We start from the raw sequence: 15888 nt of genomic DNA on the forward strand, positions 1-15888 counted from the left end.
CGATTCGGTGATCTTCTTGCCTGACTGGATCGCTGCCTGCGCGATATGGCGTTCGGCTGGGCTGACTGGCAAAATTTGTACATGCTGGTAACAGACAAAGATGATGGATCCGGGCCACATCACCGGGGTCAACCGGGATGACGGCAGCGCCCGCAAGAACGAAAAGCAGGGTGTCTTCATGGCCGAAGCCGAAGAAGGTTTCGCTGCCAAACTTAAAACCCGCAACCAAGACGATTTCCCGGCGCTTGCCCCACCATTTGCTGGACTCGATCAAGGTGGCGGCCAATGTGCGGGACGTGCCCTGTCCGTCGGTCATCGAGGTGTGGCTGCATGAAAAGTTGCACAGCGAACGGCAGGTTTCAAACATCAAGCGCCACCATCGGCAGAAAAGCCTTTAAAAAGTGACGACCTCACCCACCCCATCCCCCGCATGACCGACATCCGCCGCCGCTATAACGTCGGCACCGAAGTCGAAACCGGGGTGCTGCACGGTATTTCCCTCGCCCTCAACGGACTGTCAGTTCAGGACAAAAGCACGCTGCTCAACAGTCCGCCGTGGCCTGCGGTGTCAGGCTGGCGGCAGCAATTCCGGCCCGCAGCGCCGCGCGCATGGACCCGGTACAGGCGATCAAGGCGTGAGGGATGGTTCAGGCCGAGTAAAGGTCAGGCGTTCGAGATCGGCACGGCGCATCAGGTCGCTGCGCGTGAACGGCGTCTCGTTTCCGGACAGGGACATGGCCAGGCGTGTGACCAGAAAATGGGTGGGCGAGGCATGCAATTGAAAAGGCATGACGGCCACCCATGCCAGCAGGACAACCGGCACGATGGGCCGGATGCGCAGGGACGATGTTTTGCAAACAGCCAGCGCCGCCGCGCTCACGGCACCGCCCACGGCCCACCCGGCCAGCACTTCGGACCAGGAATGCGCCCCCACTTCAATGCGGCTCACGCCGACCAATAACGCAAGAGCGCATCCCAGTGCGGCAGCAAGCCGATGGTGACTGCGCAAGGGGGCCGACAAAAAAGCGACCATCAACATGGGATAAATCGCGGCAGCAAACATGGAATGGCCCGAGACGCCCGTGAAGTCGATGGCTGCCCAGCCAATGCCCCATCCCATGAACGCGACCTTGCTGGCGGTGGTGATGAAGGCGGCGGTGGTGATGAACGCCATCCAGCTCAACGCCAGCCTGCGCGTATGCGCTTGTGCAAACAACACCAGCAGGGTCATCGCTGCGGCTGGCAGGAGGATTTGCGCCTCGCCAAGCCGCGTCAGCAGCTGCCAGATTTGCAGAGTCGCCGTAGCGTGCGAAGAGATCATCTGCCGATTTTAGGGGGATACCCTATCCCCGTGGCAAGCGCTGGAGATCGGACAAGCGGCATGGAAGTTTGAAAACTGGCGGCCCGCCTGCAGCGACGCGCCGTTTCACAATGGCTTGCAACCCCCCATTTCCTGGTCGCAGCGACGCCCTTCAGAGGCCGCCAGCCCAGCCGCCACCCGCACCAATCCCTGCGTTCACAATACGAGGCGCATGACCACACCCCCCACCCCCATCCTGCGCCTGACCGACATCCACCGCAGCTACAACGTCGGCACGGACGTTGAAACCGAGGTGCTGCACGGCATCAGCCTGGCCCTGCAACCCGCCGAGTTCGTCGCTCTCAAGGGGCCGTCGGGTTCGGGCAAAAGCACGCTGCTCAACATCATCGGCCTGCTGGAGCGGCCGACCTCGGGCCTGCTCGAAATCGCCGGCCAGCCGACCCAGTCGCTTGACGATGCAGGCTTGACGAAGCTGCGCGGCGCGACCATCGGCTTCGTCTTCCAGTTCCACCATTTGCTGCCCGCCTTCACGGCGCTGGAAAACGTGCTGCTGCCGTCCATCATTGCCCACGGCACCGCCACGGCTGCGGCCGAAGCCAATGCGCGCGAACTGCTGGCGCGCGTCGGCCTGAAAGGCGCCGAATACAAGCGGCCTGGCGAACTGTCGGGTGGCATGCAGCAGCGCGTGGCGATTGCGCGGGCGCTGTCGCTGCGGCCGCGCCTGATCCTAGCCGACGAGCCGACCGGCAACCTCGACACGGTGTCGGCCGACGAGGTGTTCGGCTTGCTGCGCGAGTTCAACCGCGACCACGGCAGCGCCTGCCTGATCGTCACCCACGACCCGCGCCTGGCGGCCGGCTGCGACCGGCTGGTCGAACTGGTGGACGGGCGGGTGGTGTCTGACTGATGCCATGAAAAAAAATAGTTGCAGGCGTCTATTGAGACGTGCGCCAGTGCACTGAAAGATGCTGAAAACGGCCGGGTGGTGCTGCCTTTTCGGCGTTCCTGAGCTGTGCGGTCCAGCCCCCGCCTTCTGAGCGTCGCGGTTTGATGCAAATTTCAAGAAAAATAAGCAGTTTGCGCATGACAGCCGTGCACCATTAGCTATCATTTTTGATATTTTTGCAGCGTGGGCAGGTACGCTACTGGATGGCTTGCCAGGGACGCCTTCACGGCATTTGATCCGTGCGCAAAAGCCGCTGCCTACGCCGTTTTCGCAGGACTTGTAAATCTTCAGCCTACAGGAGAAGGGTATGCCGACCCACACGCAGGCCGGGGCAACGATAGTCCAATGGTGACTGGCGCTGTTGCCAACAAGATTCAAAGGACCGCCATGAGTGAAGATTTCAAAACCCCCTCGCAGATTGCTGACGAGGCACGGAAAACCGGCCACAACGCTGCCGATGCGGCAGGCCAGCTGGCCGGCGAGGCCAAGGCCAATGCGGCCAACACCGTGCAGGCCTTGCGTCCCGCGCTCGACGACGCCAAGGCCACGGGCCGTGACGCCCTGAATACCGCGAAGGCTTTGGCGAGCGATGCCAAGGCAGTTGCCGGCGACGCCTGGAACACGGCCCGTGGCTACGCCAAGTCGGCAAGCGGCGTGGCAGGCGAAAAGCTCGGCGACTTCAAGGCCAAGGCGTCCGATTTCCAGGAAACCGCCGCCCGACGCATTGCAGATGAGCCCCTCAAGGCGGTGGCCATTGGCGCTGCCGCTGGCGCGTTGCTGGCCGCGCTGCTCATGCGCCGTGGGCGCAACCGAAGGGACGACTGAGCATGGATGCGATGAAGCCCATGGAACCCATGAAGCCGATAAAGCCGATGGACGGGCCTGACTCGAGCTGGTGGCCCCAGGGGCTGTCCAATCCCTCCAGCAGCGGAAGCCAGAACGGCGTGCGCTACGCCTTCTTTCCCGACCAGCACCGGCTGGCGGTGGAGCAGGACGGGAAAGCCAAACAATACGACACCGGCGAGCACCGCATTTCCGGCGTGAGCCAGGCGCAAGGCAGCCATGGCGGCAGCCTGCGCTTCACCAGCCAGAACGGTGATGTGGACCTGGAATTGCTCAAGGAAGTGCACTGACGCGCCGCCGCCTGAGCAACTTCACGGCTTCGAAAGCGTCATACCCGCCCGGCGGGTGTGACGCTTTTTTGTTGGGCGGCATCTCGCTGCGCGACCAGCGCGTCGACTGATACCGTCCGGATTTCGGCACGCGCTACGCTGCTCAAGCGCTGCTGGCCAGGCTTCGGCATTCTTCGGCGCAATTGAAGCAGACGGTGGCGCATTGCTGGCAGTGCTGCATTTCATGCTGGATGCATTCCTCCCCGCACGACTGGCCGATGTCGGCGCAGAGCGCGCATATGTCGGCGGCATGCACGCTGTTGCGGGCCATGGCCGCCGCTGCAAAGGCGCAGGCCTGGGCGCAATCGATGTCCAGCGCAATGCAGTCCACCATCATCTCCACGTTGTCTTCCTGCAGGCATGCGGCGGCGCAGTGGTTGCATTCTGCGGCGCAGTCGTTGCAGGCCTGCAGGCAATCGGCAAATTGTTCTTGCATGTGAAATCCTTTGGTCAGGAGCGGGTAGGGGATGAAAAGCTGCGGCAAAAGCGGGCATTGAGAAATAACGATGGGTCCTTGATTTTTCAGGAAAAGACCGGCCTGTGTGTAAGTGGTTTTCGTCTGGCTGCGTCGGTCATTCCGGGCAATCAGCTGCTGCACGCCATGAGCCCCCCAAAACTGGAGGCAGGCGCGCTTTGCGAAAACATCGGAAAAAAACAAAAACTCCCCGGGGCTGGTCCATCAGTGGTTGCTGGCCGCTCAAATGGCAAGGCTTGCCAGGCGCAGGATCGGCGCGCAAACAAGCACATGCATGCCGCCAACATCGTGCAGCCTGGCAAGCGCATCTGGACTCGGCTTGCATGCAGCTGTTTTTCTGGACGATGGCAAACAGAAAGGCTTGATTGGATTACCTCGAATTAAATAATAAAACTTACATTCCGAATTAACGTTAAAACCCTAAAAAAATAGGTTCATAGTTGTCAATGTTCGTAAAACACCTCCAATGATGAGTTCAGTCCGGAAACCCTGAGTGAAGCAAATTTGAAATTGCTGTTTCATTTATATTTTTATACAGATATCAAATGCTAATTGACGCCAGATATTTTCATTCAGAGACAATTGAAACAGATATATGCATTATTGGGGCAGGTCCTGCAGGCATTGGTCTGGCGCGTGAATTTATCGGTCACAAGCTTGAGGTGGCACTGCTGGAAAGCGGCGGTTTTGATTTTGATCCGGAAATCCAGTCATTGGCCGGCGGCGTGGTCCGTGGCGATGTCAAGGCGCCCATTGATGTGAATCGCCGCCAGTTTGGCGGCAACGCCAATGTCTGGCATGTCCAGGTGGGGAATGGCAACGTGGGCCTGCGCCATGCGGTGTTTGATGCAATCGATTTTGTCAAGCGGGACTGGATTACCAACAGCGGCTGGCCTTTTGACCGCGACCATCTGATGCCCTATTACCTGCGGGCACAGTCCACATGCCAGGCGGGAAATTTTTCCTATTCGCCAGACGGCTTTGAAGATTCCGAGGTTCAGCGCATGACGCTGCCAGATTCCGATCTGGAAACCGGTATTTTCCGGTTCAGCGCCGGCAATGTTTTTTACCAGCACTATCGGGACGAACTGGCTGCGAGCCGCAATGTCACGGTTTATACCTATGCCAGCGTCGTCGAGCTGCTGGCCGGCGACAGCGGCAAGGCTGTGACCCGTGCCCGAATTGCCCGACCCGGCAAAAGTGACCTCTGGATTTCAGCCAAGGCCTTCATTATCTCGGCCGGTGGTTTCGAGAACGCCCGGCTGCTGTTGATGTCCAACCAGCAGCAGTCAGCAGGTATGGGAAACCAGCATGATGTGGTCGGAAGGTATTACCACGACCATCTCCAGGGCCGCAGTGGCTATTTCACGCCAACCGATTCCCGGCTGCTTGGGCGCAGCGCCCTTTATGACCTGCGCCAGGTCAACGGAAGTTCGGTCATGGGCTACCTGAAGTTGTCCCAAGCCATCATGGAAAAGCACAAGTTGCTCAACATCAACTGCTTTCTTTATCCCAAGCCCAATCCGCGCCAGAACAAGGCCATCGATTCCTTCAACAGGCTCAGGGAAGTTGGCCTGTTTACAAGGCAGCAAGGCGAATATGCTGCAATTTTTCCCAAGGAGGGCCGGGCAAAACTTTTGCTCAATACCTTGTTTGGCTCGGATTATGTGGCCCGAATGGCTTACCTGGCCCATACCGGCCGGCAGGCAACGGCTTACGGCCTGGGCAATGGCGGTTGGTCGGCATTGCCTGATGTGCCTGGAAAATTCAAGCGGTTTGAAGTCTGGCACAGCATTGAACAATCTCCCCATCCGGACAACCGTGTCACCTTGAGCTCGCAACGTGACATGTACGGCTGTCCCAAACTGGAAGTGCGCTGGCATTGGCCGCAAGAGGACATCGCGCAGACGCTGCGCGCCCAGACCGCGATTGCCGATGCGCTTGAGCGCTCCGGTCTGGGCAAGCTGCAGCTTGTCCACGACCCCGACGGACTGCCCAATGTCGTCAGGCCTGTCGGTTCTCACCACCTCATGGGCACTACCCGGATGCATGACGATCCCAAGCTTGGCGTCGTCAATGCCGATTGCCGGGTTCACGGCATCGCCAATCTTTTCGTGGCGGGCAGTTCCACCTTCCCCACCGGCGGCTATGCCAATCCCACCCTCACGATCGTGGCGATGGCGCTGCGTCTGGCCGATTTGCTGAAGCAGGAATTTGAGTCAGGCGCCCTGGGGGCTTTATCGCGGTTTATCTTGTAGTTGCCCGGGTCTGACCGTCCTGCGCAAAAAGCCCCCTGCAGCCTGAAAGTGCGATTCCAGCCGTTTGACCTGTTCCCGGGTACGGCTGGCGACAGCAAGGCCCGTCCGACGCTGCTACGCTGGCCGTTCATCACCCGCACGGAGACAACAGGCATGAACAAGACAACTACAGCCGCGCCCGGCATTGCGCAAATCCGCCTCTACCAGGACTGGCTGCGTGACCGGCATGGCCTGGTGTTTGGCAGCTACGACGCGCTCTGGCGCTGGTCCACCACTGAACTGGACGCGTTCTGGCAAAGCATCTGGGACTATTTTGACCTGCAGTCGCCCACGCCGCACGGCGCGGCACTGGCCAAAAACGTCATGCCCGGCGCCTGCTGGTTTCCCGGCGCGCAGGTCAACTATGCGCGGCAGGTGCTGCGCCATGTCGATGCGGCGCATGCCGCCGGTATGCCCGCCATCGTCAGCAGCAACGAAAAGGGCCGGCAGCGCGACTTGAGCTGGCCCGAACTGCGCCGCCAGGTGGCGTCGCTGGCGCTGCACCTGCAGGCTCAGGGCGTGCAGCCTGGCGACCGGGTGGCGGCGTATCTGCCGAACATTCCCGAGACGATGGTGGCGTTCCTGGCGACGGTCAGCATCGGCGGCGTGTGGAGCCTGTGCGCCCCCGACATGGGAACGCACGCGGTGCTTGACCGCTTCCGGCAGATCGCTCCCACGGTGCTGATCGCCTGCGACGGCGTGACCCACGGCGGGCGCGACCACGACCGCCTGGGCGTGCTGGCCGAGCTGCGCCAGGCGCTGCCCAGCGTTCGGCACACATTGCTGCTGGGCAACCTGGATGCTATGGTTTCAGTAGCTGGTTGTGCAGACTGGACAAGCGTAACAGCCCGAAATGATGCTCAAACCAGCGCTTTCGAGCCGCTCTGGCTGGCGTTCGACCATCCGCTGTGGATCGTCTATTCGAGCGGCACCACCGGCCTGCCCAAGCCCATCGTGCACGGGCACGGCGGCATGCTGCTGGTGCAGATGCAGCTCGGCACGCTGCACAACGACGTCGGCTGCAGCTACCAGCCCAATTCCTTCGGCGAGCGCTACCACTGGTACAGCTCGACCGGCTGGGTGATGTGGAATGCGCAGCTGGCCGGCCTGCTGGGCGGCACGACCTGCGTGATCTTCGACGGCAACCCCGGCGGCTCCAAGGACCAGCCCGACTGGACCACGCTCTGGCGCTTTGCCGCCGATACCGGCGTGACCTTTTTTGGCGCGGGTGCGGCGTTTTATGCCAGCTGCATGAAGGCCGGCATCACGCCCGCAGCCTGCGGCGACCTGAGCCGCATCCGCGCGCTGGGCTCGACCGGATCGCCCTTGAGCGCCGAGGTGCAGCAATGGGGCTCCGCCTTCATGGCCAGTGCCGGCGTTGACGACGTCTGGTGGTGCAACATCTCGGGCGGCACCGACTTTGCCGGCGCCTTTATCGGCGGCAACCGCGAACTGCCGCAGACGCCCGGAAAAATGCAGTGCCGCCTGCTCGGCGCGGCGGTCGAGGCCTGGGACGACAGCGGCCGGCCGGTCATCGGCGAGGTCGGGGAGCTGGTCTGCACCCAGCCGATTCCGTCGATGCCGCTGTACCTCTGGGGCGACGACAGCGGCGCGCGCCTGCTGGCCAGCTATTTCGACATGTACCCGCCCGGCCACGGCCGCAGGCCCGGCGGCGGCGATGCCGGGCCGGAACTGGGCGCGGTCTGGCGCCATGGCGACTGGCTGAAGATTGACCCGGGTACAGAAGGCGGCTGCGTGATCTATGGCCGCTCGGACGCGACCATCAACCGCCACGGCCTGCGCATGGGCACCAGCGAGCTGTACAGCGCCATCGAGGCGCTGCCCGAAGTGCTCGACTCGCTGGTGGTCGACCTGGAATACCTGGGCCGCGCCAGTTACATGCCGCTGTTCGTGGTGCTCAAGAGTGGCGTGGTGCTCGACGACGCGATGAGGGCGCGGCTCAACCACGCTGTCAAAACCGCGCTGAGCCCGCGTTTCGTGCCGGACGACATCCTTCAGGTGGCGGAAATCCCGCGCACCCTGTCGGGCAAGAAGCAGGAACTGCCGATCAAGAAGCTGCTGCTCGGCCAGCCACTGGAAAAAGTCCTCAACCGCGACGCGATGGCCAACCCGCACTGCCTGGACTGGTACGTCGGTTTTGCGCAGCAGCGGCTGGCGCGGCCGGGCTGAAGCCAGGCAGGCTCAGCGCGGCACTGCCTGCCCGGCGGCGACACCGCGCAGGAATTCGGCCAGCCCGGGGTCGATCTCCAGCCGGGCCGCCAGCACGCTGGCCTGCTGCAGATCGCGTGCGCTGCCAATGTCGGCCTGAAGCTGGACCGCCTGCAGCAGCCAGCGTTTCGTCTGCCGCCTGGACAGCAGGGGCTGAAGCGCTTCGATGGCGTAACGCAGCCGCTTGGCCAGGATGCGGGCGCGGTGCAGGCTTTGCGGGTGCGCGCTGTCGTCCAGGGCGCGCTGCAGTTTACGGTGCAGCCGCCCGATGCGCTGCCGGGCCCAGCGGCGCAGGGGCCGCCTGGACGCGTCAGCCTTGTGGTCGGCCGGCCCTTTCTGCCTGGGCAGGTTTTCCAGCCACTCTGTGATGGTCAGCAGCGTGGCGCCCACGGCCGGCACTTCGAGCGCATGCCCAATCGATTTGCGCTGCAGCCGGGCGGCGTCCGACAGTGCCAGCAGCATGGCCTGCCATTTTTCAGCGCGCTGCGCGTTGCCCGCACGGTAGGCGTCGGCCAGCAAAGGCAGGGTGTCGGTCCGGGCCACGTCAATGTCGCGCAGCTCGCCGATGAAGGCCAGCAGCGGCGCCAGCGGCTGCCAGTCGGGCAGCTGGTCGGCCGCCAGTCCGGGTTTGAAAAGCCGCATGGCGCTCCTGAAGCGCCGCCAGCCGACGCGCGCCTGGTGCAGCACTTCGGGATCGTCCGTCTGGTTCAGCAGCTTGAGGTTGCTGGTGAACTGGCAGAACATTTCACGCAGCACGCTCTGCGCCGCCAGCGGCAGCGTCATGCCCTCGGCCAGCGCTGGCGGCCGGGCGTGCAGCGGCTGGTTCAGGCGGTCCTGCAGCAGCGCATAGCCGCGCTCGGCCTTGCTGACGTTGAGCGGCAGCACCGCCACGCTGCGGGCAATCTCCTGGGCGACCTCGAACAGCGCCGCCGGCTCTCCGGACACGAGTTCGAGTTCCAGCTCGCACAGTGGCGCACATTGGTCGCCCGCCACGACCTGGCCGATGTCCAGCGACACCTCGACCACGCTGCCGCCGCGCCGGCGCACCGACCACGACGTGCGTTCAAAGGCGGTGACCAGGCAGGGCACCAGCGCCTCAAACAGGCTGCCGTCCGGGTCGAACTCGGGCCAGGGCGTGGCTTCCAGCGCCTCGCGCGACAGTTCGGCCCCGGCCAGCGGTACTTCCCACTCGCCGCGATGGCTCAGGGCCGAGTCGCTGCGGCCGCCCATCTTCAGCGTTTGCCGCCACTGCGGATCGGTGCTGCTGCCCATGCGGCGCAGGCGCAATGCCACGCGCTCCTCGTACAGGTCCTGCCCGGGCGTGTCGTAGTAGATGTTGTGCAGCGGCTGCTGCGTGGGCTTGCGGCGCGCCAGCAGCGGCGTTCGCGCGAGCCGCCGGGCCAGGCCCAGCGGGTCGGCGGTAGGCAAGGCCAGCTTGAGTTCGATTTCTTCCGGGCGCGGAACGGGGGCAGGTGATTTCATGGGGTTCCGGCTGCCAGTGCGGCGGATGCAGGTTTCGCTGATTCTGCAAAAAATCGCACTGGACGGGTTGGCGTGCTGTGGCTGGGTTTGCGTGGCAAAGGCGAGCCTCACGGTAGCAAAAAAAAACCTGCACAGACGTAAGGAATTGACACCGCCCAACGGGACGGTTTTTCATGGGAAAAGCGCTTGACCTTCCCCCGGTGGGAAGCTTCATGCTGACGCCAGCATGCACCGGCATGGAACCGATTTGATCCACCTTTCAGGAGCTTTCCCCATGAAGAATTTCCGTTTTTCCCAAACCCTGGCCTGTGCGCTCGGCGCCATGGCCTTGTCCGCTGCCGCCTTCACCGCCCAGGCGCAGCCTGCCGCGGCCATGCCGGCGGAGCATGCGGGCATGAACCACGCCGCCGATGCCGGAGCCTCTGACGCGACCCGGGCCTTTCAGCAAGGCGAGGAAAAGATGATGAAGGACATGGGCCGACCCTACACCGGCAATGCCGACAAGGATTTCGTGGCGCACATGATTCCGCACCACGAGGGCGCGGTGGACATGGCCAATGTCCAGCTGAAGTACGGCAAGGACCCCGAGCTGCGCAAGATGGCCCGGGACATCATCAAGGCGCAGAAGCAGGAAATCGCCTTCATGAAAAAGTGGCAGGCCCGGCACGGCGTGAAGCCATAAAGCCTTCAGCCGGCGCCCCGCGCGCCGCTTCAGGGCGTCAATGCGGATGGCGGTGGTGAATGTCCGGGTAATGCGCATGCGTGTGCGCCAGCGGCGCATGCCGGTGCGGATGCACATGCGGCGACGTGCCATCCCACGCAAAGTCATGCGCATGCTGGTGGTGCGCGTCGTGCCGGTGCGGGTGGCTGTGCTGCAACACCTCGTGCGTGTGTGGATGCGCATGCCGCTCGCTCAGGTGCAGCCAGACGCCCAGCCCCATCAGCGCGGCCGCCGCCCAGAACAGCCCGCCCGGCATGTCCGGCCAGAGGACCAGCGAAATCATCACGCCGAACAGGGGCGCCACCGAAAAGTAGGCACCGGTGCGCGCCGTTCCCAGCGTCCTGAGCGCCACCACGAACAGGCTCAGGCTGAGCCCGTAACCCAGGAAGCCCACCAGGCCGGCATAGCCCAGTTGCGTTGCACCCGGCAGTGAAGCGCCGGCATACAGCGCGATGGCGGTGTTGGTCACGCCGGCGAGCAGGCCTTTCAGGCAGGCCACCAGCAGGGCATCGTTGCCGGACACCCTGCGCGTCAGGTTGTTGTCCACGGCCCAGCCCAGGCAGGCGCCTGCGATCAACAGGGCGCCGGGCGAGAAGCTGGCGCCGCCCGGTTGCCACGACAGCAGCACGCCACCCAGCGCGATGGCCGCCATGCCCAGGACGACGCGGCGGTCGGCGTTTTCGCGGAAGGCCAGCCAGGCCACGACCGCCGTCAGCACGCCTTCCAGGTTCAGCAGCAGCGATGCCGACGCGGCGCTGGTCTGCGCCAGGCCGAGCATGAACAGCGCAGGCGCCAGCATGCCGCCAGCCACGATGGCGCCCAGCAGCCAGGGCCGCTCGGCTCGTGGAATATGCAGCAGGGTCAGCGGCTGGCCGCCACGGCGCTCGCGCAGGCGCCGCACCAGCAGCAACGCGCCCAGCCCCAAGCCGCTGCCCAGGTAGAGCAGGCCGGCCAGCAGCAGCGGCGGCATGTTCCCTGCCAGCAGCTTGGCCAGCGGCGTGCTGGCACCGAACAGCAGCGCGGCGAGAAGTGCGGGAAGGGCAGAGCGGAGCGGCATGGCGAAGATCCTGGAAAAGGTGTCAAGTCGATTGGAACGCAACTCGCCGCAAGTTACGCAGGCCGGCAAGCCATCCCTGCGCTTTTTTCAACCGGCGCATTGGGTTTGTCTGGGGGCATTGTCAAAGATCGCGCATGGCCGACAGAATTTCCCTCAGGATTTACCGGGCCGGAAAGCCCCGCCGTCCACGGCGCTCGGCCAGCCGATGACCTGCCAGGGCATGCTCAAAGACACCCCGGGCGCCGGCCTGCACCAGCGGCGCGCCGCCAGACCCTCATGATGCCGGCCAGCACATCGCCAGAGCCCGACGTGCCCAGGCCTGCATTGCCCGGCACATGGCATCACGCTTCACCTTGGGGCGAAATGACGAAGGTGCTCGCGCCTTTCAGCGCCACCACCGCGTTGTGCTTTGCCGCCATGGCCCGCGCCAGTGCCGGCGCATCGGCCTTGACATCATCCTTGCGCTGGCCGCTCAGGTGCGCCATTTCACCCGCATGCGGCGTCAGCAGCGCCGGCTGGTCAAAGCGCGGCACCTGCAGCAAGACGTCCATGGCCAGCGTATCGAGGATCCCCGGAACCCCGGCCAGTCGCGCAGTGACAGTCGGTCAAAGGTCTGCATGGCAGGCAACCAGGTTCAGGGGCTGGGTGCCACCGGCATATCGGGCTCGTAAGTCACCGGCGTGCCTTCTTCCAGCAGCGGCGCCAGAAAGTTCACCAGGTCGAGTACATGCCGGGGCTGGTCATTGCCGTCGTCGTCGCCCACGGTCCGGTATGAGGTGACGCTGCAGTTGGGAACATCGCCGAGCCGGTCGATGCCCAGGATGGTGGCCTCGTCCATCTGCTCGACCAGGTAGCGCATGCAGTTCACGATCACCTGGTGGGCCACCACCAGCACCCGCTGGCCGGCATATTCGCGCGTCACCATTTCCAGCAGGCTGCGCAGCCGCAGGATCACGTCGCACCAGCTTTCGCCGCCCGGCGGGCGAAAGTAGAACTTGCCGACATGACCACGCTGCTCGCTCAGTTCCGGGTATTTCCGGGTGATGCCCAGGTGCGTCAGGCGGTCCAGGATGCCGAACTCCTTTTCCCGCAGGCGTTCGTCCATGCGCAGCCTGACGGCCTGCGTGATGCCGCCGCTGTCCAGCAGCAACTGCGCCGTTTGCCGCGCCCTGACATACGGCGAGCACAGCAGCACCTGGGGCCGTTCCTGCAGCGGCAGGCTGCCAAACCAGTGGCCCAGGCTTTGCGACTGGCGCCGGCCCAGGTCCGACAGTGGCACGTCGATGTCGCGCGTGGGAATGTCGATGACATGCAGGCCATTGGCTTCGGCCGCATCGCGCGCCACATTGCCGGCGCTCTGGCCGTGGCGCACCACCCACAGCATCTGCGGCAGCGTGGGCGTCATGGTGCCTGCCTTTCAGTGCCGCTCGCCATGCCCGTGGTGTGAATGCGCAATGAACTCATGCGTGCAAGATAACCAGCTTTTCTTTTGCTGCCTGTCAGACGGTGGACCGTTTGATGCAGGAGCGCACTGAAGCGCCGGCACCGCCACCGTCCCGCTACCTCGACAATACCGGTTCATCCCTAGAATCCTGAAGACGAGAATTGTTCAGGTGTTTCGCGGCATCCGGATCACTGACGGGTCGGGTATGGCGGAAGTCACAAAAGCGGCTTTTTTAAAGCAATTCAAATGGCGCCAGCCGTACCGATACGGCCATGTTCGATTAGCATACGTTCTATGTAACGTTATCAACTTGGTTGAAAAAATCAAATTTTGACTCAAGAATTAAAAATATCTCCCGGCTTTTTGAGGGACGGTGGCACAGCGGGGGCGGTGATGCGCAGCCATGACTGGGCAAACTCGCGGCTTGGTCACCCGCAAGACTGGCCGCAAGCGCTCCAGACCGTTGTCGCCCTCATGCTGCGTTCCAGAACGCCGGTATTTGTCGCCTGGGGTCCCGAGCTGTGCCTGCTGTGCAACGACGCTTGCCTGAACCTCCTGGGTCAAAAGCATACGGCGGCGCTGGGCCGGCCCCTTTACGAGGTGTGGCCCGACATGGAGCGGCTGGTCAAGCCGGCCCTTTCCGGGCAGGCGGTTGATCTGGAGTGCACGCCATTGCTGCTGCGCCGCAACGGCGCGGACGAAACGGCCTGCTTCAGTTTTTCGTCGGCGCCCGTCGATGGTCCCGACGGCACGGTGGCCGGGCTGTATTGCGCGCTGGCGCAAGCCACTGCCAAGGCGCCGCCGGAAAAACCCCGCCGGAGCGAAACGCAGTGGCTCTACAGCATGTTTGAGCAGGCGCCCAGCTTCATGGCCGTGGTGCGCGAGCCCGGCCACGTGTATGAACTGGCCAACAGCGCTTACCTGCGGCTGGTCGGACGCGACGAGGTGGTCGGCAAGACTTTTCGGGAGATTGGCCGCAAGGTCGAGGGCCAGGACTATGGCGCGCTGCTCGATGAGGTCTATGCCACCGGCAAGCCCTTCATCGGGACCCGGATGCCGGTGATTTTTTTGCGGCATGCCAAGGGCCAGCCCGAGCGGCGCCTCATCGATTTCATTTTTCAGCCCATTACCAGTCCCGAAGGAGTCGTCAGCGGCGTCTTCATCGAGGGCAATGACATCACCGAACACGCCCGCGCCGACGACCAGTTGCGTCAGACTGTCTTCAAGTACCACACGATCGCCAATGCCATACCGCAGATCGTCTGGGGCACGCAGCCTGACGGATTCCTGGACTACTGCAACCAGCAGTGGTATGACTACACCGGCGTTGCGCACGGCACCATCGACGGCAGGGCGTGGACGGCGCTGTTTCATCCCGAGGACCGGGCGCAGGTGATGAAAAAATGGCGCCACTGCCTGGCCACCGGCGAGTCCTACGAGATCGAACACCGCCTGCGCCACCACTCCGGCCAGTACCGCTGGGTCCTGGGCCGCGCCCGGACGGTGCGCGACGCGCAGGGCGTGATCGTTCGCTGGATCGGGACCTGCACCGACATTCATGAGCAAAAGCTGGCGCAGCAGGGTCTGCAGCATGCGGACCGGCTCAAGGACGAGTTCCTGGCCATGCTGGCCCATGAGCTCAGGAACCCGCTGGCGCCGATTGCAACCGCCGCCGACCTGCTGTCCAGGGGCACGCTGGATCAAGCCGGCGTGTGGCAGCTGAGCGAAGTGATTTCTCGCCAGGCCAGGCACATGACCCGCCTGATCGACGACCTGCTGGACGTGTCCCGCGTCACCCGGGGCCAGGTGAAGCTGGATCGGCAGCCGGTCGACCTGAAAAGCATTGCCACCGAGGCACTGGAGCAGATTCGCCCCCTGCTGGAGGCCAAGGCGCACCATCTGGACATCCAGCTGTCGCCGGAACCCACCCAGGTGATGGGCGACAGGCTGCGGCTGGTCCAGGTGCTGGTCAATGTGCTCGGCAACGCCATCCGGTACACCCCCAACGGCGGCCGGATCGACCTGCGGATGCTGGCGGACGACGGCCACCTGACGCTTCGCGTGCGTGACAACGGCATTGGCATGTCCAGCGAACTGCTGGACGTCGCCTTCGAACTGTTCACCCAGGGCGAAAGAAGCTCCGACCGTTCACAGGGCGGGCTGGGCATCGGCCTGGCGCTGGTCCGCAGTCTGGTGCAGCTGCATGGCGGAACCGTCAAGATGCAAAGCGACGGAATGGGCATGGGCAGCGAAGTGACGGTGGTTCTGCCGCGCCTGCCGCAAGAGGCACAACAACGCTGCGTCGATGCTGGCGATGCGTCTTCCCGCCCCGCACGCCATTCACTGCGCATCCTGGTGGTCGATGACAACGTCGATGCGGCGCGCCTGCTGGGCATGCTCGTCGAACTGCTCGGGCATGAAGTGTTCGTGCAATTTCATCCCGCTGATGCGATTGAATGCGCCCGCCAGGTGTTGCCGCACCTGTGCCTGCTCGACATCGGCCTGCCCGACATGGATGGCTACACGCTGGCGCGCCAGTTGCGCCTGATCCCCGGCATGCAGACCGCAGTCTTGGCGGCGGTGACTGGCTACAGCCAGCCCAAGGACAAGCAGGCCGCCTTTGCGGCGGGCTTCAACTTTCACTTTGCCAAGCCCATCGACTCAAGCCAGCTGGAGGCCTGGCTGGCGCAAGTGACCGAGCAGGCCAGTCGCCAGAGCCAGCCGGCCATTGCGCATGCATGACC

Annotated in this window: 15 protein-coding genes; 9 read left to right on the top strand and 6 right to left on the bottom strand. The window is 63.7% G+C overall.

What is annotated here, in order from left to right:
* The first annotated feature begins 137 nt into the window (after positions 1–137).
* Positions 138–398 carry a CopG family antitoxin gene (locus tag GZ092_RS01955; protein ID WP_293634038.1) on the top strand — a complete coding sequence of 87 codons (261 nt, stop codon included), beginning with the start codon at positions 138–140 and terminating at the stop codon, positions 396–398.
* A gap of 230 nt (positions 399–628) precedes the next feature.
* On the opposite strand, the gene GZ092_RS01960 is transcribed toward GZ092_RS01955, so the two are convergent.
* Entirely contained in the window at positions 629–1321 is a 693-nt protein-coding gene (locus GZ092_RS01960; RefSeq protein WP_293634039.1) for a phosphatase PAP2 family protein, read from the bottom strand.
* Between the two features lie 211 nt (positions 1322–1532).
* On the opposite strand from GZ092_RS01960, the gene GZ092_RS01965 reads away from it, so the two are divergent.
* From GZ092_RS01965 to GZ092_RS01975, 3 genes are all read left to right on the top strand, one after another.
* Positions 1533–2228: an ABC transporter ATP-binding protein gene (locus GZ092_RS01965; protein WP_293634040.1), complete on the top strand. Its 696-nt coding sequence runs from the start codon at positions 1533–1535 to the stop codon at positions 2226–2228.
* A gap of 426 nt (positions 2229–2654) precedes the next feature.
* Positions 2655–3092 (top strand): hypothetical protein, encoded by a 438-nt coding sequence (locus GZ092_RS01970; protein WP_293634041.1) that lies wholly within the window; start codon positions 2655–2657, stop codon positions 3090–3092.
* A 2-nt stretch (positions 3093–3094) separates the two neighbouring features.
* Positions 3095–3400, top strand: a complete 306-nt coding sequence (locus GZ092_RS01975; RefSeq protein ID WP_293634042.1) for a hypothetical protein — start codon at positions 3095–3097, stop codon at positions 3398–3400.
* Between the two features lie 142 nt (positions 3401–3542).
* Here GZ092_RS01975 and GZ092_RS01980 read toward each other — a convergent pair whose 3' ends face one another.
* Positions 3543–3875 (bottom strand): four-helix bundle copper-binding protein, encoded by a 333-nt coding sequence (locus GZ092_RS01980; protein ID WP_293634043.1) that lies wholly within the window; start codon positions 3873–3875, stop codon positions 3543–3545.
* Between GZ092_RS01980 and GZ092_RS01985 the strand changes: the two genes are divergently transcribed.
* From GZ092_RS01985 to GZ092_RS01995, 3 genes are all read left to right on the top strand, one after another.
* A complete protein-coding gene (locus GZ092_RS01985; protein WP_293634044.1) occupies positions 3870–4298 on the top strand; it encodes a hypothetical protein in 429 nt (142 codons plus the stop codon). The two genes, GZ092_RS01980 and GZ092_RS01985, sit on opposite strands and share 6 nt — an antisense overlap.
* A 161-nt stretch (positions 4299–4459) precedes the next feature.
* Positions 4460–6172, top strand: a complete 1713-nt coding sequence (locus GZ092_RS01990; RefSeq protein WP_293634045.1) for a GMC family oxidoreductase — start codon at positions 4460–4462, stop codon at positions 6170–6172.
* Positions 6173–6325: 153 nt separating this feature from the next.
* A complete protein-coding gene (locus GZ092_RS01995; protein ID WP_293634046.1) occupies positions 6326–8401 on the top strand; it encodes an acetoacetate--CoA ligase in 2076 nt (691 codons plus the stop codon).
* A 12-nt stretch (positions 8402–8413) separates the two neighbouring features.
* Here the strand turns inward: GZ092_RS01995 and GZ092_RS02000 are convergent, their stop codons facing one another.
* Positions 8414–9922, bottom strand: coding sequence for a CYTH and CHAD domain-containing protein (locus tag GZ092_RS02000; protein ID WP_293634047.1), 1509 nt, complete (start codon positions 9920–9922; stop codon positions 8414–8416).
* A gap of 274 nt (positions 9923–10196) precedes the next feature.
* On the opposite strand from GZ092_RS02000, the gene GZ092_RS02005 reads away from it, so the two are divergent.
* Positions 10197–10604, top strand: a complete 408-nt coding sequence (locus GZ092_RS02005) for a DUF305 domain-containing protein (RefSeq protein ID WP_293634048.1) — start codon at positions 10197–10199, stop codon at positions 10602–10604.
* Positions 10605–10641: 37 nt separating this feature from the next.
* Here the strand turns inward: GZ092_RS02005 and GZ092_RS02010 are convergent, their stop codons facing one another.
* The 3 genes from GZ092_RS02010 to GZ092_RS02020 all read right to left on the bottom strand — a co-directional run bounded on the left by GZ092_RS02010 (position 10642) and on the right by GZ092_RS02020 (position 13105).
* On the bottom strand, positions 10642–11700 hold the full coding sequence (locus GZ092_RS02010; protein WP_293634049.1) for a DMT family transporter: 1059 nt from the start codon (positions 11698–11700) through the stop codon (positions 10642–10644).
* Between the two features lie 341 nt (positions 11701–12041).
* Positions 12042–12287 carry an NAD(P)H-hydrate dehydratase gene (locus GZ092_RS02015; RefSeq protein WP_363254179.1) on the bottom strand — a complete coding sequence of 82 codons (246 nt, stop codon included), beginning with the start codon at positions 12285–12287 and terminating at the stop codon, positions 12042–12044.
* Positions 12288–12334: 47 nt separating this feature from the next.
* A complete protein-coding gene (locus GZ092_RS02020; RefSeq protein WP_293634050.1) occupies positions 12335–13105 on the bottom strand; it encodes a histidine phosphatase family protein in 771 nt (256 codons plus the stop codon).
* Positions 13106–13618: 513 nt separating this feature from the next.
* Here GZ092_RS02020 and GZ092_RS02025 point away from each other — a divergent pair.
* Positions 13619–15886, top strand: coding sequence for a PAS domain-containing protein (locus GZ092_RS02025; RefSeq protein ID WP_293634051.1), 2268 nt, complete (start codon positions 13619–13621; stop codon positions 15884–15886).
* Positions 15887–15888: the final 2 nt, after the last annotated feature.

The organism is Polaromonas sp. (assembly GCF_010365105.1).
In the GTDB taxonomy this organism is placed as follows: domain Bacteria; phylum Pseudomonadota; class Gammaproteobacteria; order Burkholderiales; family Burkholderiaceae_C; genus Polaromonas.